Source organism: Gammaproteobacteria bacterium (assembly GCA_013214945.1).
GTDB lineage: Bacteria > Pseudomonadota > Gammaproteobacteria > Enterobacterales > Psychrobiaceae > Psychrobium.
Genome location: JABSRT010000033.1, coordinates 16,315 through 38,187, shown reverse-complemented (window position 1 = coordinate 38,187; position 21,873 = coordinate 16,315). Strand labels below are relative to the sequence as shown.

Annotated in this window: 20 protein-coding genes; 14 read left to right on the top strand and 6 right to left on the bottom strand. The window is 41.9% G+C overall.

The genetic code is table 11. From position 1 onward, the window contains the following. Nucleotides 1–125: 125 nt before the first annotated feature. From HRU23_18780 to HRU23_18770, 3 genes are all read left to right on the top strand, one after another. A complete protein-coding gene (locus HRU23_18780; protein ID NRA56191.1) occupies nucleotides 126–998 on the top strand; it encodes a zinc-binding dehydrogenase in 873 nt (290 codons plus the stop codon). A gap of 289 nt (nucleotides 999–1,287) precedes the next feature. Then, nucleotides 1,288–1,827, top strand: a complete 540-nt coding sequence (locus HRU23_18775; GenBank protein ID NRA56190.1) for a cold shock domain-containing protein — start codon at nucleotides 1,288–1,290, stop codon at nucleotides 1,825–1,827. 44 nt (nucleotides 1,828–1,871) lie between these two features. Further along, nucleotides 1,872–2,342 (top strand): hypothetical protein, encoded by a 471-nt coding sequence (locus HRU23_18770; protein NRA56189.1) that lies wholly within the window; start codon nucleotides 1,872–1,874, stop codon nucleotides 2,340–2,342. Between the two features lie 81 nt (nucleotides 2,343–2,423). Here HRU23_18770 and HRU23_18765 read toward each other — a convergent pair whose 3' ends face one another. Then, complete coding sequence (locus tag HRU23_18765; GenBank protein NRA56188.1) at nucleotides 2,424–4,448, bottom strand: methyl-accepting chemotaxis protein; 2,025 nt, start codon at nucleotides 4,446–4,448, stop codon at nucleotides 2,424–2,426. 434 nt (nucleotides 4,449–4,882) lie between these two features. Between HRU23_18765 and HRU23_18760 the strand changes: the two genes are divergently transcribed. Continuing rightward, the gene (locus tag HRU23_18760; protein ID NRA56187.1) at nucleotides 4,883–5,065 is read left to right on the top strand and encodes a hypothetical protein; all 183 of its coding nucleotides are present in this window, start codon (nucleotides 4,883–4,885) and stop codon (nucleotides 5,063–5,065) included. 391 nt (nucleotides 5,066–5,456) lie between these two features. On the opposite strand, the gene HRU23_18755 is transcribed toward HRU23_18760, so the two are convergent. After that, complete coding sequence (locus tag HRU23_18755) at nucleotides 5,457–7,409, bottom strand: S8 family serine peptidase (protein NRA56186.1); 1,953 nt, start codon at nucleotides 7,407–7,409, stop codon at nucleotides 5,457–5,459. A 488-nt stretch (nucleotides 7,410–7,897) separates the two neighbouring features. Between HRU23_18755 and HRU23_18750 the strand changes: the two genes are divergently transcribed. Continuing rightward, a complete protein-coding gene (locus tag HRU23_18750) occupies nucleotides 7,898–9,445 on the top strand; it encodes a diguanylate cyclase (protein ID NRA56185.1) in 1,548 nt (515 codons plus the stop codon). Nucleotides 9,446–9,547: 102 nt separating this feature from the next. Here the strand turns inward: HRU23_18750 and adhP are convergent, their stop codons facing one another. The 3 genes from adhP to HRU23_18735 form a co-directional block, all read right to left on the bottom strand. Then, a complete protein-coding gene (gene adhP / locus HRU23_18745) occupies nucleotides 9,548–10,561 on the bottom strand; it encodes an alcohol dehydrogenase AdhP (protein ID NRA56184.1) in 1,014 nt (337 codons plus the stop codon). A gap of 243 nt (nucleotides 10,562–10,804) precedes the next feature. Further along, on the bottom strand, nucleotides 10,805–11,299 hold the full coding sequence (locus HRU23_18740) for a hypothetical protein (protein ID NRA56183.1): 495 nt from the start codon (nucleotides 11,297–11,299) through the stop codon (nucleotides 10,805–10,807). A gap of 74 nt (nucleotides 11,300–11,373) precedes the next feature. Then, nucleotides 11,374–11,601, bottom strand: coding sequence for a tautomerase family protein (locus tag HRU23_18735; protein NRA56182.1), 228 nt, complete (start codon nucleotides 11,599–11,601; stop codon nucleotides 11,374–11,376). A gap of 136 nt (nucleotides 11,602–11,737) precedes the next feature. Here HRU23_18735 and HRU23_18730 point away from each other — a divergent pair, with 136 nt between their 5' ends. Continuing rightward, a complete protein-coding gene (locus HRU23_18730; protein NRA56181.1) occupies nucleotides 11,738–13,696 on the top strand; it encodes a winged helix-turn-helix domain-containing protein in 1,959 nt (652 codons plus the stop codon). Nucleotides 13,697–13,744: 48 nt separating this feature from the next. Here the strand turns inward: HRU23_18730 and HRU23_18725 are convergent, their stop codons facing one another. Further along, complete coding sequence (locus HRU23_18725) at nucleotides 13,745–14,155, bottom strand: hypothetical protein (protein ID NRA56180.1); 411 nt, start codon at nucleotides 14,153–14,155, stop codon at nucleotides 13,745–13,747. Between the two features lie 83 nt (nucleotides 14,156–14,238). Between HRU23_18725 and HRU23_18720 the strand changes: the two genes are divergently transcribed. From HRU23_18720 to cpaB, 8 genes are all read left to right on the top strand, one after another. Continuing rightward, nucleotides 14,239–14,877 carry a hypothetical protein gene (locus tag HRU23_18720; GenBank protein NRA56179.1) on the top strand — a complete coding sequence of 213 codons (639 nt, stop codon included), beginning with the start codon at nucleotides 14,239–14,241 and terminating at the stop codon, nucleotides 14,875–14,877. 148 nt (nucleotides 14,878–15,025) lie between these two features. Further along, complete coding sequence (locus HRU23_18715; protein NRA56178.1) at nucleotides 15,026–15,808, top strand: phytanoyl-CoA dioxygenase family protein; 783 nt, start codon at nucleotides 15,026–15,028, stop codon at nucleotides 15,806–15,808. Nucleotides 15,809–16,268: 460 nt separating this feature from the next. Further along, a complete protein-coding gene (locus tag HRU23_18710; protein ID NRA56177.1) occupies nucleotides 16,269–17,756 on the top strand; it encodes a L,D-transpeptidase family protein in 1,488 nt (495 codons plus the stop codon). Nucleotides 17,757–17,759: 3 nt separating this feature from the next. Continuing rightward, nucleotides 17,760–18,200 carry a transposase gene (locus HRU23_18705; GenBank protein ID NRA56176.1) on the top strand — a complete coding sequence of 147 codons (441 nt, stop codon included), beginning with the start codon at nucleotides 17,760–17,762 and terminating at the stop codon, nucleotides 18,198–18,200. Between the two features lie 546 nt (nucleotides 18,201–18,746). Beyond that, nucleotides 18,747–18,923 (top strand): Flp family type IVb pilin, encoded by a 177-nt coding sequence (locus HRU23_18700; protein NRA56175.1) that lies wholly within the window; start codon nucleotides 18,747–18,749, stop codon nucleotides 18,921–18,923. 94 nt (nucleotides 18,924–19,017) lie between these two features. Continuing rightward, nucleotides 19,018–19,593, top strand: coding sequence for a prepilin peptidase (locus tag HRU23_18695; protein NRA56174.1), 576 nt, complete (start codon nucleotides 19,018–19,020; stop codon nucleotides 19,591–19,593). A gap of 2 nt (nucleotides 19,594–19,595) precedes the next feature. Further along, complete coding sequence (locus tag HRU23_18690) at nucleotides 19,596–20,945, top strand: AAA family ATPase (protein ID NRA56173.1); 1,350 nt, start codon at nucleotides 19,596–19,598, stop codon at nucleotides 20,943–20,945. A 45-nt stretch (nucleotides 20,946–20,990) separates the two neighbouring features. After that, the gene (cpaB, locus tag HRU23_18685; protein ID NRA56172.1) at nucleotides 20,991–21,806 is read left to right on the top strand and encodes a Flp pilus assembly protein CpaB; all 816 of its coding nucleotides are present in this window, start codon (nucleotides 20,991–20,993) and stop codon (nucleotides 21,804–21,806) included. Nucleotides 21,807–21,873: the final 67 nt, after the last annotated feature.

The following is a 21,873-nucleotide window of genomic DNA, read 5'->3' as shown; positions in this document are numbered from 1 at the left end:
GGGTCCTGCGTTGGCCGACGAGACCTACTTCGCGCGCCTGCATGGCGCGGGCTACCGCACGGGCTTCGTCGGCAAGTGGGGGGTCAAGTTCGAGCGTGGCGTGATGAGCGAGCACTTCGACACCTATCGTCCGATGTCTCCGCCCTACCTGCGAAAGAAGGAGGGCGAGGAGGCGAGGCACCTCACGGACCGCGCCGCGGACGAGGCGATCCGATTCCTCTCGGAGGGAGGGGAATCCCTTGGGCAATAACGTTGGGGATCCCTTTGGGACAACCCCTTGTTTTCATGAATTTGATAGCGAGCCTTTAGACAATGCATATTATTATGGCTCGGAAACATTTGGCGCTTTTGCGCAATATACGCGTGTTCCATCCCGTTACGCTCATAAAATTGAAAGCACACTGAGCGACATCGAATTAGCGTCATTTCCTTGCTCGTATTCAACCGCTGAAAATATGCTAACCCGTGCCAATGTCGGCGCCAAAGATCGGGTGTTAATCACTGGAGCCTCAGGCGGTGTCGGTTCGGCAGCTATTCAGTTGGCCAAAGCACGAGGTGCCAATGTTATTGCGGTTACCAGTGCGAGCAAGAAACAACAGCTTATAGCGCTGGGGGCTGATCAGGTGATCCTTCGAAATACCGATTTAGTCGCTGCAATCGGTGACAGCAGCATTGATGTGGTTATCGACTTAGTTGCCGGGCCACAATGGCCGGTGCTGTTAAACATATTGAAGCCACAAGGACGTTATGCAGTATCAGGTGCCATAGGTGGGGCGGTAGTAGAATTAGATGTTAGGACACTTTACCTTAAAGATCTGAGTTTTTATGGCTGTACTGTGCTTGAAACAACAGTGTTCAAAAAAGTAATTCAATATATCGAACAACAAAAAATCAAACCCGTTGTGGCACAAGTTTTCTTGCTAGAACAGATCAATCAAGCACAAGATGAGTTTTTGAAAAAGAATCATGTTGGAAAAATAGTGCTCAAGATTGATTAAATAATTAAAGGGCCTTTTCTCGATTGCTGTGCCACAGATCCCGCTGTTAACGCGGGGTTTTTAATGCATAGCACATGTAATAACGGAGTACTTGCTAGTTGTTTTCAGCTCTACTGACCATAATATCTATGAGGTAATACTGAGCAATTGCTGACTTTATAAGCTTTGCAGTGGAGTGCTTTCTTGATGGTGAAATATAATTTTTTAAAAAAACATGACCTAAGTGTATGTTTTTGTGAGATACTAATAGGGAATTAGGGTTATAAGTAACATCAACAACGGAAGCATGATGTATAAAGGACAATTGAAAAACTGGAACGGCAAGAAAGGATTTGGTTTTATTCGATCTGAAGAGCTGAACCAAGATACATTTATTCACATATCTCAATTAAAGTCGATGAGCAGACAACCCAAAATAGGTGACGTCATCTATTTCGACGTTGAGAAACAACAAAATGGTAAAGCCAGAGCGATCAATAGTAGCATCGAAGGAGTCGCGGTTAAATCAAGCTACAAACCCACGGTTCGGATCGAAAAAAGCTCATCGGTAAAGAAAATATGTTTTTCAATTCTTGCCGTAATAGCAATAGGAATCTTTGCATTTGAGCGATTAAATTTAGCCCCCTCAAATGACCAGGAGCCGCTATCACTGTCTTCTTCTCACGCTGTGTTAGACAATAATAAATCGGCCTTTGCGTGTGACGGTCGCCAGCATTGCAGTGAAATGGCCTCGCTCAGTGAAGCTAAGTTTTTTATTAATCATTGCCCTGATACCAAAATGGACGGTGATAATGATGGCATGCCATGTGAAAGCGATTCACGCTTTTAGCACCGAGATCGTCATAAAATCACATAATATTAAAGGGAATTAAAATGATAGGTAAGTTAGTAATATCTTGCGGATTAATTATCACTGCCTTAGCTCAGGCGAGTGAATATGATGATGTATCATCTATTATGAAAAAGTATCTAAGTACAGTCACTTGTAAAGAGTATCAAGATCAAGATTCTTTACAGGGTTTTGCCGCGGTAACTTATGATGGAAAAGCCAAAGCTTATGGTGTTTTATGGTCTGGTGATAAAAGTTGTGGTTCAGCTGACGGAGCAGGCAATACATACGTAACGCCGGTTGTCGTAACACGTGAGGGTAGTTTGGTCGTGGCCAATGAAGGGGAGTTTAAAATTCCAAGTCCTACCTATGATAGCGCTAGTTTTAAAGATGGCTTACTTTTGGTAACCGCACCCGAAAATGACGATAATGGTTCAAGCTGTTGCCTTAGCACAACGACTAAATATACGATTAAATATGATGAAAACAAGAAAAAATTCTATCAAGCACAATAGCGTGAGAAGGTCGATAGCTAGCTAAATATCAGTGCTTAAAAATCAGGTGAATTAATAAGCACTGGCGTGAGTAAGCAGGCATTAAATTTTAAATTTATTCACTTGTTCCGCTAACTCAGCTGCTAATGTGGCTAACTCATCACTAGCGGCGGCAATTTCTTTGGCGCTAGCGCCCGTTTGTAAAGATATGTCGTTTATTTCGGTGCTTTGCTGGCTAATATCTCGAGCCACTGAACTTTGCTCTTGCGTGGCTGCTGAAATTTGAATATTCATTTCAGATATTTTCATTACCGACGATTCAACTTCTGTTAACGAACCTGTCACTTCATTGGTCCTATCAACGATGCGTTTTGCCAGCGCTGTACCTTGCTCCATCGAGTTAGTGGCCGCCGCTACTTTGACTTCCAACGACTGGATCATGTTTTCTATTTCAATCGTTGAATTTTGAGTGTTTTGTGCCAAGGTTCTAACTTCGTCAGCGACTACGGCAAAGCCACGGCCTTGCTCACCAGCTCTGGCTGCTTCAATGGCCGCGTTAAGCGCAAGTAAATTGGTTTGATCAGCGATCCCTTTAATGACCACCAATATATTAACGATATTGGAGGTGCCAGCCTGCACTTCATCAATTAATTCTTTAGATTTACTGATCCCATCCGATAATTGAACTATTTGTTCAATCGTTTCATTGACGGTAGCGACACTGGTATTAACTAATCGAGTTGATTCATCTGCCACGCTACATGCTTCGGTTGTATTATGACTGACTTCATCGATAGAAACGGTCATTTCATTAATCGCAGTAGCCACTTGATCCGTCGCCAAATGTTGCCTGGTAACATTAGCTGTCGTGAGTTCCGTAATGCTTGAAAGCTCTTGCGAGGCAGCCGCTTGTTGATGGGACGAATTGGCAATATGTTCAATAATACCTTTTAATTTCACCACCATATCAGACATCGCTTGTTGTAATTGGCCAAGTTCATCGTGCTGATCAATTTTTATTGTCGTGGTTAAATCACCAGCGGCGACCTTTTTAACCGCCGACACCACTTTGATGATAGGTTGACTGATATTTTTAGCAATAAAAAATCCAATGATAGCAATGACCAACGAAGCAATGATGACTAAAATAACGGATAAATTGACCAGATTATTAGATATTTCAAATATTTCTGCTTCATCTATCTCGACAATTAACGCCCATTTAAAATCTGCGATGCCAAATGTCGTAAACGAAGAAAGCACTGGATTACCGTTATAATCAGTAATAATTCTGCTCGCACTTTCTCCTGAGAATGCAGCGCGTACAGCCTCGGTATCGATGCCATTATTTTGAACGTTACCAGCAAAAGAAGCGACGACGGAATGAGCTTTGGGATCTAAAAAAGAGTCAGAACGCATCAGCTTATCTTGACCGACCAGATATGTTTCACCGCTTCGGCCCATACCATCGCGTTGCTGCATTATTTGGTTTACTTTATTTAATGGAAATTGCAAGGCGACGTAACCAACATGGGCACCTGTGACATTAATTAATTTTGTCATCATAAATGCAGCGGGTTCGTTGTTAGAAGGTGGATATGGCATAAAATCACTCACTGCTATACTACCGACAGCGCTACTTTTTGCCTTGTTAAATACAATCCCCATACTCGTATTTTTTAGTACAGATTTAGGTATATTCATTCCTAAATCTGACTCTTTAGCAACGGTGAAAACAATATCGCCTTTTAGATTGATAAAAAACAAATCATACCAAGAATTTACTTCATTGATGCTCTTGAAACGTTTAGCATATTGCTTCTCTGCTTTGATCCATTGTTCACCCTTTATACCCGAATTATCCATTGCCTGGCTAAAGGCAGTAAAGGCTTGGGCGGCGTACGGCGAGTTATTTAATACCTGGAGGCTAGCTTGCAACGAAGTGATATAGTTTGTTAATTGATGTTTTTTTATTGCTCTTATCGATTCAAGCTGGTTAAAAGCTTGAGATTTAATCGACTTTTGTGAAATGTTAATACTGATGACAGTGGAAATAATTAAGGGGATTAAAGCCAAAGATAGAAAATAAAAAATAAGTTTATGATTTATTTTTTGAAATTTTAACATGCGTATTATGCCTATATGGGTGAATCCAAACCATATAACAGCTCCAATAATAAAATTATTATATGGCTAGTCTTCGAGTTAGTATTAATATATCGATTGATTTAAGCCTATCACAAAATATCAATATCGCCATTAAGCTTACCGGCTAATTTTGTAGCAAAAAAAATGGATAGTTTCTGCTGAACTTGTTTCCTCATTGCCTAATAGTAAAACAACAAAAAAGTTACCGTAATCGTCGCTACATTGTTTTTTAGTGGTCCAATTTGGAAAAAAAGTTTCTTTTAATAGCAATATTTAAACTCAGACGTTAGTCGAGTAAAAAAAAGGTTTTTTTTTGCGTGATTTTGTGTGTTTATTTAGAATTAAAGCTCGCGATCTAGCTTAGGTTCGGTTAAAATTTAATCTCACAAATCAGCTTGAATAAGGATATTCTAATGAAAAATAAATCTCAGCCGTTACGAAATGATCAAAATAATCACCTCAGTAATCAAATAATGAATTTTGAAAAGGGTTTAACACGCTCCCAAAATTCATCACCGTTAAGCGTTACAGCCAAATCCTATGCGACTCAAAATCACGATAATGTGACAGCAACGTTTATCCGAGGATACAACTAAAAATAATTGAACCAGAAACTATTTTTAGCTCACATAAGTTATTAAAATCATTAAACCGTCTGGCCAAAACTATGATGTAATTGGCGGGGCGGTTGCTACTCAAATTTGCTTTATTATCACTTCAACGCAACAGTCGCCTATCAACTATCCATTGAACTTTTAGAACATTACCTGCTTACAACTAATACCATTTGCATTAATTACCATCAGTGCCAACTAGAATAAACAATAAAGCTACCACGCTCTACTAGCGCCCTTTACCTACGTTCTGTAGGCAGCTTCAGTGCTCTAATATCTACCTCCATGAGGAAATCAATCGAGCGCTTTGTTCAAATTTATTCTTCCTTAGCACAACAAGTCCGAACAATTAATGCAAATGGTATAACATAAATTAAAAATCGATCAAAAGTCGTTCAGAACAATTATTAGTATTGGCATCACACAACAGGTAAGTCACTGTACCTGGTTCAATATTATTAGTGCGATGGGTTTGTCTGCCATCATTTTTGGTCGTCATTATAACTTGGCCGTTAAAATAAATATCTACCAGGTTCGACGTTGCACCATTCCATCTTAAGCGTACCCGTAATCGTCCACTGCTGTATAATTTAGCCCATGAATGAGACAGATTAATCTCGCTCACAGGTGAACTGCTAACGTTAACCGTTTTAATCGTGCTCGCAATTGCTCCTAAATTATCAGTGACGGTTAACCTAACGTTATAGTCGCCACTGCTGGCATAGGTATGTTGTGGGTTTTGTTCGGTTGAACTATAGCCATCACCAAATTGCCATGCCCATGAAATAATTAAGCCATCATTGTCGCTACTGGTTTGGCTAAATGAAACATTAAGTTCGTTGGTCATAAAACTAAAATCAGCAACAGGAGGCTGATTTGGTAACGGGTCAGTATTTAATGACATTACGGCCGCAGCCGCATTAACGATGCCAGCGCCGCAACCACTGCAATTTCCTGCAGCAGGGCGAGCCGTAGAGGTTAAAATACCTTTTACCGCCGTGGGCAGTAGGTTTGGTTGCAGCTGGTAAAGTAGTGCGGCGACCCCAGCAACATGAGGTGCTGCCATGCTGGTCCCCTGTGCGTAGGCGTAAGCATCGTTTTGTGGCTCACGGCGGCCAGTATTATAGGTTGATAATACCCCGTCAGAGGAGAGTGAGGCAGTTTCCCCTCCAGGGGCACTAATGGTGACGTTACCGTAGTTAGAATAATAAGCTCGGTTGCCTTGGCGATCGGTGCTGGCTACCGAAATTACGCCACTGCAATTTGATGGCTGGTGGTTAGCAAAATTTTGCTGCTCATTACCAGCTGCAGCGATCACCACACTGCCATTGCTAATGGCCGTATTGATGGCCGCCTGAAACGCTGGGCTACAACTACCATTTGCACCTAAACTCATGGAAATAATGTTGGCCGGTTTGGCAATATTTGTTACGCCACGGATCCTGCCACCTGATGCCCAGATAATGGCATCAGTAATATCAGAAGTGCGCCCTCCACATTTGCCCAATACCCGTACCGGAACAATTTTGCTGTTAAAAGCCACCCCAGCGATGCCTCGGTTATTATTAGCTACCGCGCCGACCGTGCCCATAGTATGGGTGCCATGCCAGCTACTTGCGACAAAATTAGGCGGATTAAATACCCCACAGTCCCATGACTCCATCCAGTCGCCCGGATCATGGGCGTCACCATCACGACCATTGCCATCATTGGCGATGGTAAGATCGGTAATAAAATCATAACCTGCTATTAAAGAACCGGTTAAATCTGGATGATCCGTATAACCGGTATCTAAAATCGCCACAATGGCGTTATTGCCTGTACTATTAGGCCATGCCTCGTCGGCTGCAATGCCTGCCATCACTTCAAATAACGGCCATTGTTGACTATAGAGCGTATCATTAGGTGTTGTCGTGTGACGTAACATAATATCTTCTTCGACACTTTCAACCTGTGAAAATTCTTGTAACAATTTAATCATATAGCTAATTTGCGCTGGCGACTTTCCATTCGTCAACTTCACGACAAAGCGCCTGTTTAATGCCAGTTCGCGGATTAAGCTAAGCCGTTCACCGGTCTGAAAATAAAACAAGGAAAATAGCGAATCAAGACTGACCCTCTCAGTTAGCGATTGTTGTGGTTTTAAGCTCACTATCAGTTGAGTTGGTAAAAATCGTTGATCGGCATTAAGCATTGGTGGAGTTAAGTATTGAAAGGGAGGTTCAACCATATTGTTGACCGCAGTGGGTGCTGAAAAACATAACGGGCTCAAAAAAATTATCAGTAAAACATAGAGAAAGGACTTTGAGCTTTGTTCAGTTAACATGAATTCTCTCCGAAGTAATGGCTGTCACTGGAGGTCCTTTCCGAAAGATTACTATTGAATGTCGACAAGCGTAAGATCTAAGTATACAAGAGTTTTTACTGCTGCAGCATCAAAAACAACTCAAAAAAATACGAATCACTTGTTTCGGCCTTTACTTATTACTTATTGATTTTTATGTGTTTAAACTGAGATGTGGGTGGTTGGTAGCTGGTGTTGTTATTGACATGTAACTACTAAACCTCTGACTTAGCGATACAAATATTAACCATGTTGTTGCTCGTAAACACTGTACCAACACCTGCACCAACACAGTGTCTTTAACTTTATTATGCGCTATTAATATTTTGCTTTGCGAAGCGACAGGTGCTGCTTAACTACCCTAGTGCACAACATGAATATAAATATAATGTATATTGGTATTAGACCTGAATAATATCCTCGCCTATAGTTTAAAGTTAGCGGTACACGGACCTTGGGGTTGCTAAATTATGAGCTTGCAAAAGTTTACTAGCGTTTATTCAATATGTTTAGCGATGTGCATCGTGACGGTGCTGTTTGGCTATCGACAATTGGTAGAAATTCCCAAGTTAAAGCAAGAAATCAGTACATTTCATCAAAGAGAGCTCTCGACATTACATTTGACCCTGCAACGCGAGCAAGACTTTTTAGCGACCATCAACTACGATTATGCCGTTTGGGACGACAGCTACCACTATATAACGCAGCAAGATCCTAAATTTATTCATGATAATTTCATTGACGATACCTTTATATCCTTGAAGATTGACGGTGCGCTCTTTATCGATGAAAAATTCAAGGTGGTGTGGCATAAGGGATATGACTCAAACAAGAAGCACTCGCTAGATTTTGACTGGGTTAACTTGCTAGCATCGCTCAACATGCAACAGCTTTATCCTACTCAGCAATTACTCGCCAGTAAAACAGGATTTATCAGAACTAAACAAGGAGCGGTAATGTTTTCCGCGACCCAGGTGCGAAAATCAGATCGGAGCGGCGAGAATGTCGGCATACTGGTTTTTATTAAAAAAATTAGGCCATCGTTGGTATCGTTATTGGCCAAGTTCACCCAGCTTAAACTCGAATTAACCTTGGTCGACCAAGCAGAAAAATCAAAACGAATCCCGCAGTTAAAAGGACAACTCCAGAACGATCCTTTTGGATTTACTCGTCAGCGGCTGTTGGTTGATATAAACCAACAGCCGTTATTATTACTTACTATTACCCACCTCACTTCGGTGTCACCACCTTTGGTCGATAGTAAATTTATAATTACTTTGTTGTTGATAATGCTTATTCCTTTGGCTATGCATGTATTTGTTACTGCCTATCTAGTTAGCCCCGTCAATATTGGGGCAAAGAAAATGGAACAGATGCTCGACACTGGTCGGCTTAAATCATTACCGGAAGATATTGAAATTAAAGAATTACGCATTCTGTTCAATGGTTTCAACCAGTTGATTTTGACGATAAACAGGCAACAAGAGCAGCTTAAAGAGCAGAGCCTAACGGACAGTTTAACCGGCATTGCAAACCGCAGAGCCTTCGATGTGGCGTTGCAAAAAAGCTGGGCGCGCTCGCAGCGCAGCAACACAGAAATTGCCATCGTGTTACTTGATGTCGACTATTTTAAAAACTATAACGATACACAAGGACATTTGGCGGGAGACGAGGCACTAAAGCAGGTCGCTAAAGCCCTTAAAAGTCAGCTTAAACGAGTTGATGACCTTGTTGCACGATATGGTGGCGAAGAATTTGTCGTCATTTTGACTAACACGGATAAAAACAGGGTCGCCCAGGTGATGGCTCAGTTAACTCACTGTATTGAAAAACTTAAAATCCCAAATCCAGGATCCACAGTATCACAATATTTAACCATCAGTAGTGGTGCAGCAATCTATCAAGATTTTTCGTTAGCGCCAGTTAAATACAGTGTGAAAATGTTGTTGGAACAAGCTGATAAAGCTTTATACCAAGCAAAGAGCCAAGGACGTAATATCGGCGTTTTTTATAAATGACAGGGTGATGTTGTCACGGGCTGACCCATCCAAAGTGAATTATTAAGATGGACTTATTCAATATTGGCTGGGGCAGCTAGCACTAGTCGTTTTAAACTAGTACTAATCCATACTTAGAACAATACGACCAGTGATCTCTCCTTGTGCCATGTCGTTAAATATTTCATTGATATCACCCATCGATTTGACTTCAATAATCGCTTTAACTTTGCCATCAGCGGCAAATTGGAGACATTCATTTAGGTCTTGACGGGTACCTACAATTGAACCAACTAATTTAATGCCGTTAAGCACGGTATCAAAAATTGGCAATGGCATTTCTTCGGGAGGTAAGCCAACTAACACAAAAGTACCACCACGACGAACCGATTTATAAGACTCTTCAAACGCGACTTTAGACACTGCTGTGCAAACCACACCGTGAACGCCGCCGACTAACTGGTTAATTTTTTCTGATGGCTTATCTTGCATAAAGTCGATGCAATGAATTGCGCCGAGTTTTTTTGCTAGTGCCATTTTATCTTTGCCAGTATCAACCGCAATAACTTTCATGCCCATCGCTACTGCGTATTGAATCGCCAAGTGACCTAAGCCACCGACGCCGACTATCGCCATCCATTGACCAGGTTTTACCGTACTGACTTTTAAGGCTTTGTAGGTGGTCACTCCAGCACAAAATAACGGTGCAGCGTCAACATAACTCAAACCATCAGGAATTTTCACCACGTATTCACCATTGGCCAGACAATATTGGGCAAAGGAACCATCAACCGAATAACCCGAATTCTGTTGCGACAAACAAAGCGTTTCTTGACCTTCTAGGCAATAATCACATTGGCCACAGGCTGAATATAACCAAGGGATCCCCACTCGGTCACCGAGTTTAAGATGATGAATTTCAGAACCAATCTTCATAATTTCGCCAACCCCCTCATGGCCTGGAACTAAGGGTAATGTTGGTTTAACTGGCCAATCGCCATGGCAAGCATGGAGGTCGGTATGACACACCCCACACGCATGTATTTTAACTAAGACGTCTTTGGCACCAACAACAGGTATTGGTCGATCTTCGATGCTTAATTTCCCTTTAAACTCGTTTATAACTGCGACTTTCATAGTAAATCCCTTGTGAATATTAATAACTATTAATATCTTGTGCTTTATTACAAATTCAGCATTGATCGCGATCAATTTCACAACCGATATTTTTGCCCTAGCGTCGGGTCATTTACATCAAGCAACTTAAGAAAATTAGCGATGTTCGAAAGTACTGTTAATTGTTGTTATGCAAAATAGCCTTAAGATAGAAAGCCAAAAACCATCGCAAGGATGGATTTTGGCTTTAAAATAACATCATTATTACTTATTGTTCACGGGGATCATGATATGAGCGAAGGGGGTGTCTTGCCACATCACATAAGGTCCTCCATTAAATGGATCATCGGATACACCCTTTAACAAATTCTTGGGCACAATAATCATAAGATGCGGACCTTCTTGCACCCAGACATCGCCATTATTGGGATCGGTGGCGCCTGGGTTGCTATTACTAACATGAGCATCTCCTTGCATCATATAAGATATTCCAATGCGATCTAAAGTGAAGCTTTTGCCACTCTTGGCAGCTTGTAACACTTTGTTCCATACCGGATCGTTGCACATCGGATGAGCATCGCCGGGTCTTAACGGAATGCCAGGCATACATGTCCAATCGCTGGTGCCTTTTTTTACTACTTTGCCATTAAAATCTACGATTGTTGCGCGCTCAGATAGATCCGAGTGGGCGCCACTTTGCGCTAAAGCAATTTGTGCTTGTTGCTCGTTGGCAACTACCGGTTGTAATATCACCACCATTGAGAGTGCGATAATCGTTTGCTGTATTTTATACTTCATCATATTAACCTCATCAATTAGTTCCAGAACAATAGCTAGGCGCCATGCACCAAGTGGTGCACATCTGCAGCGGTTAATCCTGTGCCACCAATGCCCCAATTACCTTCTTCGATTTCAACAATTAAACAACTGCAAACTTGGCGTACCGCGGGCGTATCGGTGCCAATAACATCAATAATAGCTTGGGTTAGTTTGCTGATAATCTGTTGCTTTTGCTGGCTTGAAAACACGTTTTTTATCACTTTAATTTCGATTGCTGGCATGGTGTATCTCCTAATTACCTTTGAATTATTAGCGTAACAGGCTGAATTTTTTTATTGATGAGATTTTGGTGAGGATTTTATGAACAACATGATTTATTCGAGCTACTATGATTATATAGGCTCAGAGGACAAATAAATGACGAATGAATATCCAATCGGTTTTTATGGTCGCCAAGCAGAGTTAATCTTTCTAACTAATATATTGGCCGAAAAAAGTGAAGACGTTATCGGTTTGTATGGCTTAGCAGGCATTGGCAAGTCAACCTTACTCAAAGCGCTGACTAAGCAACATCAAAGCAGCTCAACCCACCTTGTTTATCTTGATTGTGAGTCGATTGAGCCAACCACAACGGCGTTTATCGCTGCCTTATCTGAACAATTGTCTGAGCCGATAGCAACTCCAGCGCAAAACCTGACCGAACTAAAACATCATTTAAGTCTACAAAAAACACCAATATTACTGATCCTCGATAGTTTCGAAGCCTTTGGTTTGTTAGAGACTTGGTTAAGACGCCACTTTATGCCACAACTGCAAGGTTGGCTAAAGTTACTCTTAAGTGGCCGGGTACCACCAGACCGATTATGGTTAATTCAAGACTCAAACTTCTGTTTTAGCAGTCTAAAACTCGATACGTTATCTTTTAACGATGCTGTAACCTGCCTTAAGCATGCCGGGCTTAGCGAACAATTAGCCATTGATGTCAATCAGTTTGCTAATGGTTACCCGCTAGTGCTGCGCCTTGCTATTGCCACGATTTTAGAACAGCCAGGGCGAAACCTGACTAATTTACCCGTAGATGACGTTGTTCGTACGCTCGCTAATTATTTTTTAGAAGACATCAAGGATCCGGTCATTAGACAAGCGATTGAAGCAATGTCGGTGGTCAGGCGCCTAACGGATTCGGTGCTGGCAGGCATGCTTGGCGATCAATACCACCGCGAACTCTATCAGCAACTGACCAAAATAAATTTTGTTGAGTGCCGGTCCGATGGACTGAGTTTACATAACGTATTAAAAAAAGCGTTAGCAGTCAGCCTTGAGGCGAGAGAGCCCGCTAAATATAGCCAACTGCGTCAAGATGCATGGCGGGTATTACGCTGTGAAATGAAAAATGTTATCAATCACAACTTGTGGCGCTATACCGCTGATATTATATACCTGGTTAATAACTGGGTGATCAGTGATGCCTTTTTCCCACCCAATGACAGCCGAGAGTACAGTGTCGAACCAGCAAGAGTAGGCGATATCCACGCCATATTAGAGATAGCACAGCTATACGAACCACAGACTATGCTTGAGGTGTATAAATTGTGGTGGCAGCACGCGCCGGAAGTCTTTCATTGCGTGCGAGATCAATCCGATTTAGTCGTCGGCTTTTATTGCTTGATAAAACCGAGCGAAATGGACGAACAATTACTCAATGCCGACCCTATTTGCCGTTTATGGTTGCAACATTTACAACACTGCGAACTTGACGGAAAAATTCCGTGTGCGCTATTCATTCGCCGTTGGTTATCACGATTTCACGGCGAAGATCATAGCGCGATCCAAGCAGCCTGTTGGGTTGATATAAAACGCGCTTACATCAGTATGCGTCCTGATTTACATCAGGTATATATGGCTATTGAAGACTTTGAACCTTATGCAATGGCCGCTAAAGGGTTAGGCTTTGTGGTTTTGGAACATCAACCTGTTATCGAGCAACATCAATATACCAGCGCCTTTCTTTACTTTGGACGTGCCTCTATTGATGGCTGGATTTCTCGCACATTAATGAATGAAATTGATTATATCGACGACGCTAACGCGCCCCCGTTATTATTTGACAAAGACGCACGGCAATTGATTACTCAGCAAGGGCGGGTTGATTTAACCAAGCTTGAATACGGCACCCTTGCATTGTTGATTGACAATGAAGGGGTGGCTATTTCGCGTAAAAGCCTGCTCGATAAAGTATGGGACATTCATTATGAAGGCGCGAGCAATGTGGTTGATACCGTGGTGTTATCACTGCGCAAAAAACTCGGTAATCGAGCGCATCTTATTCAATCATCACGAGGGATCGGTTATCGATTTATGGATAAAGACAGCTAAAGCGAATACAACTATTGGCCATGTTGACCTTAACTGCTACTACTGTCGCTACTGGCTAGTGTTGAGGCCGCTTTTCTCGCTCGCTATTTTTTGCAGCTCATTGGCCGTTAATGGCTGGTACCAACGTGGATATGACCAACCGTAACCCCACCGATATGACGTAGGAAAATAAGGGCTGCCTCCGACACGAACACCTGCTAACATCAAATTAGCAATTTGAGGTTCTCCTATTTCAGCAACACATTGGCGCAACTGCTGGTCCGAAGTTAGCCTTTGCTGATAGGTACCCCCTTGCCAATAAGTGTAATCGTGAGCGGTACAACACGACAACCATAATTTTTTCTGACTAAAGGTACCATCAGGAAAAACACTGCAGCCGTCAGAAGTAAATTGTTTTATGTTTTCTGCCTGCACAGCATTAGTGGCAAAAACACATAACAAGCTAAAAATAATACGCATAAATATCCATGATTGAAAAACGTTGATTGCAGCCACAATTATTTAAATACAATTGATATCATTAACAAAGGACTAAAGTCGTTGTGAGCACAGAGATTACCATTCTTGTCCATGGTTTCAATAAAAACATTTCGGACATGGCTTATCTTGAGACAGGTCTAAAGCAGGCTGGTTTTGATGTTTTCGCTGTAAATTTACCGGCAAGGTTCGGTAGTCTTGAGCAGTGCCGTAACGCACTTTATCACCAGATTAAAGACATTGTGCACGGCGTTGATGTCGTCAATTACGTTGCCCATAGCATGGGCGGTCTTATTACACGATCATTGATTGCTTCAATTAAACAACAAAATGTTGGCCATTGTGTCTTTATTGCAACCCCACATGGCGGATCTAAGTTAGCAGCTATCGCCAACTGCATTCCTTTATATGCGACTGTATTTAAACCGATAACCAATCTTTTACCTAATCTTAAATACCCAACGTTCACATCGCACCATAACTTCAAAATTGGACTTATCGCTGGCAGTCACAACCAGGGACTTATCGGGCGTTTGTTTTTGTCCAATGCCAGTGATGGTCGAGTCGAAATTTCAGCGGTAAAAACACCTGATATGGATGAGTTTAAGATTCTGCATTATAGCCACACCAAAATACACCACAGCAATGAGACTCTAATCGCGGTAAAAAAATTTCTGACGACAGGCAGCTTTGAGGGCAGTTAATAACCTTGATAATATACTTAACGAATGAGCGGTCAATCACAATCAAAACCAAGCGACTAATGAAAACCACGTAATTATTTGGTAGCATGGCGCCATTAAAATCTTGTCGTCAATATTGTGCTGATAATCTGTGGGAAAGTGGTCGTTAATGGTAGAAAATCGTAGTCAATTAAAGAGTAGTTATGACGAGCAAGGTTACTTTGTCATTAAAAATTACTTTAATCCGTCTGAACTTACAGCGCTGAGAAATGTAATATTAAAATTTCATCAGTTATGGAAAAGCGATAATCGAGAATTTTATCAAGAAGACGCGTTCAATTCATCGTTAATTACCGGTAGCAGGTACTTAGAACCTGACGATAGGGTTAAGCTGTTTAACTTTATCAGTTCTAAAAAAATAATGGCAGTGGTCGATTCGGTGATCCCAACTAAGCCAGCTTTTATGAATACTCAATTATTCTTTAACCCGTTTAATCAACAACAAAACAGCTTTTGGCATCGAGACTGTCAATATGATTATGAGATTGCAGGGCAAAAAAAAGCGATTGAGGAAACCCAAGTTTTGCATTTGCGGGTCCCTTTGTTTGATGAACTCGGCATGGAACTAATTCCTGGTACGCATAAGCGCTGGGATAGTGATGAAGAACTAGCGGTGCGCCTAGAAGAAAAGGGCAGAGACAGTAATGAAAGTCTCGCTGGTGGTAAAGAAATTAACTTAGCCGCCGGTGATTTGTTAGTTTTTTCGGCTGATATGATCCATCGTGGTTTATATGGCTTAGACAGATTAGCGCTTGATATCTTAATTTTTGATCCCACAGGTAATTTTGCTGATTATGTTGACGACGATTGCCTACCGGATGACTCGATGTTAGATAAAATTGACGATCCAAGGTTATTTGTTAATACACTCGCGTTAAAGTCGCTGGCTTGAGTTAGACTCAAATTAGTAAAAGGCTATTTTAGTAAATCTCATCAAGAACAAAACAACCATAATAACATCCTTGGTTATGGTTGTTTAACCCTCAACTACAACAGTAACAATCACTCCTAGCCCCTTAAATCTTCGTCATTTGTTCCTGCAATAACTTTTAAAATCCTTTTTTACATCCTTATTTTTATAATTGTGCGATGCAAATTGCAATCGTAGTGACTTGAGCGGCGCGATGTCACGGTTATTTGAGCTCAACCGCTTAAATGTTTAGGCTCAAGTTAATGGCTATTATTATGATTTTTAACTATAAAAATTCTAAAGATTATTTAGCTACCCCCTAACAAAGCATCGGTATAAGTATTGCACTAGTTGGTTAGAGCTCATTTGAGTTAAGTAGAACTAAGAAGTAAGAGCCTTGCTGTGCCAAATACTATTAGGCGACATTCATAGGGATAAATTAATGAAGCAGACACTGATGCCACGAATGATACTCTGCATGGCGCTGAGCACTTTGGGTGCGGGTTGTCGTAGTATCATAGTCAGTTCTGCGCCTCATATACAAACACAAAGAGCAACATTAAGCCCAGCTCCACTTTTACCTACCGTTCAAAAAGTAAGTTTAGGCGACAACCAATATCAACTGACGGTTATGGTGTTACAGCAACTGCAACAAGATTTAGGCGGTAAGCCATTGACCAATTCATCGCTATCACGCGATCAATTAATATTATCCCCTGAGCTTCTCTCTTTGGTTCAAATATTAAATACTCAGCATAACGGAGTTGAGGCTGCTAATGTCACAACGGTTGCTCAACTGGCTCAATATTTACACCATCGCTTACCGATGCACGATCAGGTGACCCGCCTTCGAGCGATGATCCAACAGTATCAATCTTCAATTGTCATACAATGGCCAAGCTTAACTCCTAAAGATTATCGACTCGGTCAGCGCCATCATCCAATAAGCCAACTTAGAGTCATGCTGCAATGGTTAGGAGATCTGCGTGCTCGTAGTGACGATACTGTTTTTCACGGCAATAGTGTTGATCGGACTAGTTTTGAAAGAACATCGCGGGCCGATATTTTTGATCCTGATCTTATTGATGGTTTAAAGCGGTTCCAGCGCCGTCATGGTCTGGTTGCGACGGGGCAGTTAAATAAGGCAACAACCAACGCACTAAATGTGACACCGACGCAGCGGATAAGGCAAATGCAAACTAACCTGTGGCGGTGGTTTTCGTTACCAGCACAACTGCCACAGCGCTACCTAAGGGTTAACATTCCCCAATATCAGTTGATGTTATATCATGCAGGAGAATTGGCTTTTAAAATGCCTGTTATTGTCGGTCGTGCCGATTGGCCAACACCTCGTTTAACCACCACCTTAACAGGTTTAACGATTAACCCGACCTGGACACCACCAAACTCAATAATCCGCGCCGATCTGTTGCCGCTTCATCGTCAGCAACCCGGTATTTTAAATCATCAGGGGTTCGAGCTGCACCAAGGCGCAGTGACTAATCCGCTTAGGCGCACAATTCCAGATCAGGCCCAACAACGATTAGCCCCACTATTACAGCGCTACCGATTAGTTCAGGCGGCGGGACCTCGCAATGCGCTGGGGAAACTTCGATTTTTGATTGTCAATAGGCAAGCAATTTTTTTGCATGATAGCCCGGCTAAATATTTGTTTGCTAATAACCACCGGGCATTGAGTCATGGCTGTATTCGTTTGGCCAATGCCAATAACCTCAGTGATTATTTGTTCAAAACCGATCCGAAACTCAACGGCATCAATATGCAGAGCCTATTGCGCCAAGCTAGCACGCGAAGTTTATCCTTGTCACAGCCACTACCAGTGTTTATCACCTACCATACCAGCTGGATAGATGCGGCTGGCACATTGCAGTTAAGACCCGATATTTATCAATTAGATCGAGGAATATAGCGAATGAATTTACCTGTCGCGGGAAACGTAGATCTTAATATTTTGGCTAAGAAAGAGAAAAATGCCCGAATGAAACTAAAACTGTTAGCGATTATTCATTTTAATGAAGGAAAATCGCGTTATCAGATTGCGCGGTATTTAAAAGTTAGCCGAACCAGTGTTAATGGCTGGATCAGTAAATACTTGGCCAATGGCTTAGCAGGGTTAATCGATAAAAAACATCCCGGACGACCTGGTTCATTAAAACTGGACCAATTAGAGCAGCTAGAGCTGTATCTTAATCAAGCTGTCAGCCATGTTACTGACACACAAATTGACGGCAGTGATATTCAAGCCTATATCTTGAGAACTTTTGGCGTTGAATATGAAAAATCTGCCGTATATCGCTTATTAAACCGGCTTGGTTATTCGCTACGAGATAATTATTTACACCTGCTTTATTGAACGTTTTAGCCGTTAACATTAGTGGATAATTCGGGTTAAATATATCGAGATTAATATAATGATATTTAAAATGATTATCATTAATTATGAGTGGTACTGCTGGTGGTAAAACAACATAAATTGCAGCCCCCCACTGATTTAATTACTGGTCTAATTTAACCAAAACATTCCAAAGTAACCCCCATTATAATTGCGCTCATTATGAGCAATATTGGCTCTCGTCATCGCTGTTTAGCGACTAACCAACATTCATACCATTATTTTGGCGCTGACCTTCATCAATTACGCTAACAATCGCTGTTTTTCGTTGATTATTCGAGTTGCTCAGCTGATAACGTTTAACCGGCGGCCACCAATTGTTACTTGCTTACATCGCCAACCAGATCAGTTAATTAATCAGCCTCAAACCGTCGGAGGGCTATGCTACCTTTAACTTGAGCTGTTAATCACACGTATATCAATAATTTCTAAGCGAATGCTCCGATAGTTATATTGATTTATCGTCTGGTTAATCGCCAATTTATTAATTACTGGTGGAGAAATATCATGCAAGTAAAAGCGTTAATTAAACAATTTATTAAAGATGAAAGTGGTTTAACTGCAGTTGAGTACGCCATTGCCGGAGGTTTGGTTGTTAGTGCAATGATTGGTGCGTTTACCACCTTAGGGACTAATGCAACGGGAAAAATAACGGAATTAGGCGCCGCAATTGGTGCGCCATAATTGTGGGCGATTTCGCCCCTGTAATTAAACCCGACGTTGTCCTTAAGCTCACCTAGTGAGGTTGTACTAACGTCAACAAGCAACAGGAATTGTTATGACAGACATTCAACTAATCTTACAACTGCTGCTTGCTTGTTGCTTTTTTATTGCCGCAATCGGCTTCGACTTAACCAGCCACAAAATCCCTAATCTGCTTTGCTTACTGGCGATAATCAGTGGTTTTGGGCTTAATAGTTATTATCAACACTTTGACGGGTTTTTAACCGCAAGTTACGGCGCGACACTGGCATTTTGTTTACTATTCCCGGCTTTTGTTACGCGGATATTAGGTGCCGGAGACGTTAAATTAATGATGGGTATTGGCGCATTAGTTGGGCCACAACTTCTGTTATGGAGTTTGGCTTATGGCATTGTCGCAGGCTCTGTAACCAGCATTTTGCTGGTGGTTTACCACAGTGGATTACGCGGTATTGGCAAAACATTTAAACGTTATTGGGATTGTTTGTATTTACGCCATTATTTTAAACCCGAGCACGATGAAATTGCATCTAAACAGGTGCCTTATGCGCCAGCATTAGCATTAGGATGGCTGTGGGCCTGTCTTTTAGACCAAGATGTCATCAATGTTTACGCCCAGTGGAGCCAATATTTCACGTTAGGAGCTTTATAACAATGCTTGATTCAGATTCAAATCAGCCGACATCGATACAGCCGGCACAGCAAACACCAGATCCGGCGTTGCACTCCGATTTTGACAGCATCAGCTTAATTGCGCCGCGGCCAACGAACCTTGAGCAAACTGGATTATCTCAAACATTATTGCTCGAGCTGCTGCTTAAGCATTTAATGATTGGCGGAGTACTCACGAAACAGCAAATGGTCATACAATTAGGCCTGTGTGGCGCTATCATTGAACTACTGCTCAAAGTTGCCAAAAAGCTCGGGTGGGTCGAGAATCGCCAGGCCACTAGTGATGACCAGATGCGGTTTAGTTTAAGTCTTGGTGGTGCAGCCATGGCCCAGCAGGCAGTCGCACGCAGCGGTTACATCGGACTTGCGCCAGTGCCCTTAAATCAATATTTCCCCATTTGTCGTGAGCAATCGAGTCGCTCACATGCGGTAACAAAAACCCAAATTGAGCATGCTTTTAAGTCTATTGTCTTGCCGCCAGAGTTGTTGGGCAAACTGGGTCCGGCCCTTAACTCTAATCGGCCGCTGTTAATCTATGGACCACCTGGCACCGGTAAAAGTTATATTTGTCGCCATCTCAATTTACTGTTTGGTGACTCGGTCCTCATTCCTTACGCCATTAGTATCGGGCATGAAATTATTCAGGTGTTTGATCCGCAGCTGCATCAAAAAATTGAAACAGCCCCAGCAAATTGCTCATTACATCTTAATAAAGGCCATGATCCGCGCTGGATCAACTGCAACAGACCATTGCGGATCACCGGCGGTGAATTAACCGCCGAGATGTTAGAAGTTAGATTTGATCCGCACAGCAAAACTTACATGGCACCGCTGCAACTTAAAGCGAATAACGGCATTTTGTTAATTGATGATTTAGGACGTCAGAAGGTCACGACTAAACAGTTGTTTAATCGTTGGATTATCCCAATGGAAGAGCGACGCGACTTTTTGTCTTTGCAATCGGGGGAACACTTTGAAATTCCGTTTGAATTAATTTTAATTTTTTCAACCAATCTTAACCCGCGCGAGTTAGTTGACGAGGCTTTTTTACGTCGGCTTGGTTATAAAATTCACTTCGACGCCTTAGCTGAGCCCTTATACCGATCTATCTGGTTTGACACCTGCAAACAGCTAAACCTTAGCTGCGACGAGAATGTTTATCAGCATTTATTAGGCCAATATCACCAACGTTATGATCGACAATTTATGCCATGTTACCCCCGAGATCTATTGGGGATCATTTCGGATCAAATTAAGTTTAAGTCATTAGACCCAGCTGTAACACCGGCACTTATCTATGCAGCTTGGCATATTTATTTTGTTAAACAGTAAGTTATTTTAGTGGTGGCTTGTGTATGCCAGCCATAGGAGTTTGAAATGAACAGCAAAACAACACTTTTTGTCATGTTATCTCTGATCTTTGGCGTGGTAGCTGTTTACCTTGCCCAAAGTTGGTTAGTCAAAAATAGTTCAACCCCTGCACCACAAATGTCCAATAGCATAGTGACGATGGCCACAGACGTTGCAATGGGCACTATATTGGAAAGGAAACACCTAAGTCGCACCCAGTTTCCCGAAGACTTAATTCCAGATGGCGCGATAACAGATCTGGAATATGCGCAAGGAATGGTGGTAAAGCAGCGCTTGTACCAAGGTGAAATATTACGCGACGAACGCATCATTAAAAAAGGCGAAGGCAGTACCTTGGCAAGCTTAATTACCCCTAATATGCGTGCCATTACGATCAGGGTTAATGATGTCGTGGGCGTTGCTGGTTTTTTATTGCCAGGCAATCGAGTTGACGTACTCAATTTGTATAAAAAAGCCAAAAAACTTCGGACCGATATTGTGTTATCCAACATAAAAATATTAGCGATAGACCAACGCGCCTCTCATGATGAAAACAAACCAACGTTAGTGCGAGCGGTGACCCTAGAAGTCGACTTGGTGCAGGCTGAAATACTCTTGCTTGCTAAAGGGCGGGGATCATTACAACTGGCTTTAAGAAACCCTAACGACCAAAATCCGGTGAGACTGATTAAAGTCGCCATGCCAGTCGTTAAAGTCGCTCGCGTTGCAGCGCCAATCCAACCGCCAAAAGTGATAATTCGTTACGTTAAGCCAAATAAAACCAAAGTGTATTTGCTCAAAGGCATTAATGAGCAAGAAGTAACGACTCGAACAGCTCATTAGTCTTGATTTTATATTGGCAATAATTGATCAGTTTAGTAAGGAGAATATAATGTCGCAGCTAACAGCT

Coding starts and splice junctions, on each gene's coding strand:
- HRU23_18705 (NRA56176.1), top strand. CDS start 17,760: ATGAATTTACCTGTCGCGGGAAACGTAGATCTTAATATTTTGGCTAAG.
- HRU23_18775 (NRA56190.1), top strand. CDS start 1,288: ATGTATAAAGGACAATTGAAAAACTGGAACGGCAAGAAAGGATTTGGT.
- HRU23_18755 (NRA56186.1), bottom strand. CDS start 7,409: ATGTTAACTGAACAAAGCTCAAAGTCCTTTCTCTATGTTTTACTGATA.
- HRU23_18710 (NRA56177.1), top strand. CDS start 16,269: ATGAAGCAGACACTGATGCCACGAATGATACTCTGCATGGCGCTGAGC.
- HRU23_18695 (NRA56174.1), top strand. CDS start 19,018: ATGACAGACATTCAACTAATCTTACAACTGCTGCTTGCTTGTTGCTTT.
- HRU23_18725 (NRA56180.1), bottom strand. CDS start 14,155: ATGCGTATTATTTTTAGCTTGTTATGTGTTTTTGCCACTAATGCTGTG.
- HRU23_18715 (NRA56178.1), top strand. CDS start 15,026: ATGGTAGAAAATCGTAGTCAATTAAAGAGTAGTTATGACGAGCAAGGT.
- HRU23_18735 (NRA56182.1), bottom strand. CDS start 11,601: ATGCCAGCAATCGAAATTAAAGTGATAAAAAACGTGTTTTCAAGCCAG.
- adhP (NRA56184.1), bottom strand. CDS start 10,561: ATGAAAGTCGCAGTTATAAACGAGTTTAAAGGGAAATTAAGCATCGAA.
- HRU23_18730 (NRA56181.1), top strand. CDS start 11,738: ATGACGAATGAATATCCAATCGGTTTTTATGGTCGCCAAGCAGAGTTA.
- HRU23_18760 (NRA56187.1), top strand. CDS start 4,883: ATGAAAAATAAATCTCAGCCGTTACGAAATGATCAAAATAATCACCTC.
- HRU23_18765 (NRA56188.1), bottom strand. CDS start 4,448: ATGTTAAAATTTCAAAAAATAAATCATAAACTTATTTTTTATTTTCTA.
- HRU23_18700 (NRA56175.1), top strand. CDS start 18,747: ATGCAAGTAAAAGCGTTAATTAAACAATTTATTAAAGATGAAAGTGGT.
- HRU23_18740 (NRA56183.1), bottom strand. CDS start 11,299: ATGGTGGTGATATTACAACCGGTAGTTGCCAACGAGCAACAAGCACAA.
- HRU23_18770 (NRA56189.1), top strand. CDS start 1,872: ATGATAGGTAAGTTAGTAATATCTTGCGGATTAATTATCACTGCCTTA.
- cpaB (NRA56172.1), top strand. CDS start 20,991: ATGAACAGCAAAACAACACTTTTTGTCATGTTATCTCTGATCTTTGGC.
- HRU23_18750 (NRA56185.1), top strand. CDS start 7,898: ATGAGCTTGCAAAAGTTTACTAGCGTTTATTCAATATGTTTAGCGATG.
- HRU23_18690 (NRA56173.1), top strand. CDS start 19,596: ATGCTTGATTCAGATTCAAATCAGCCGACATCGATACAGCCGGCACAG.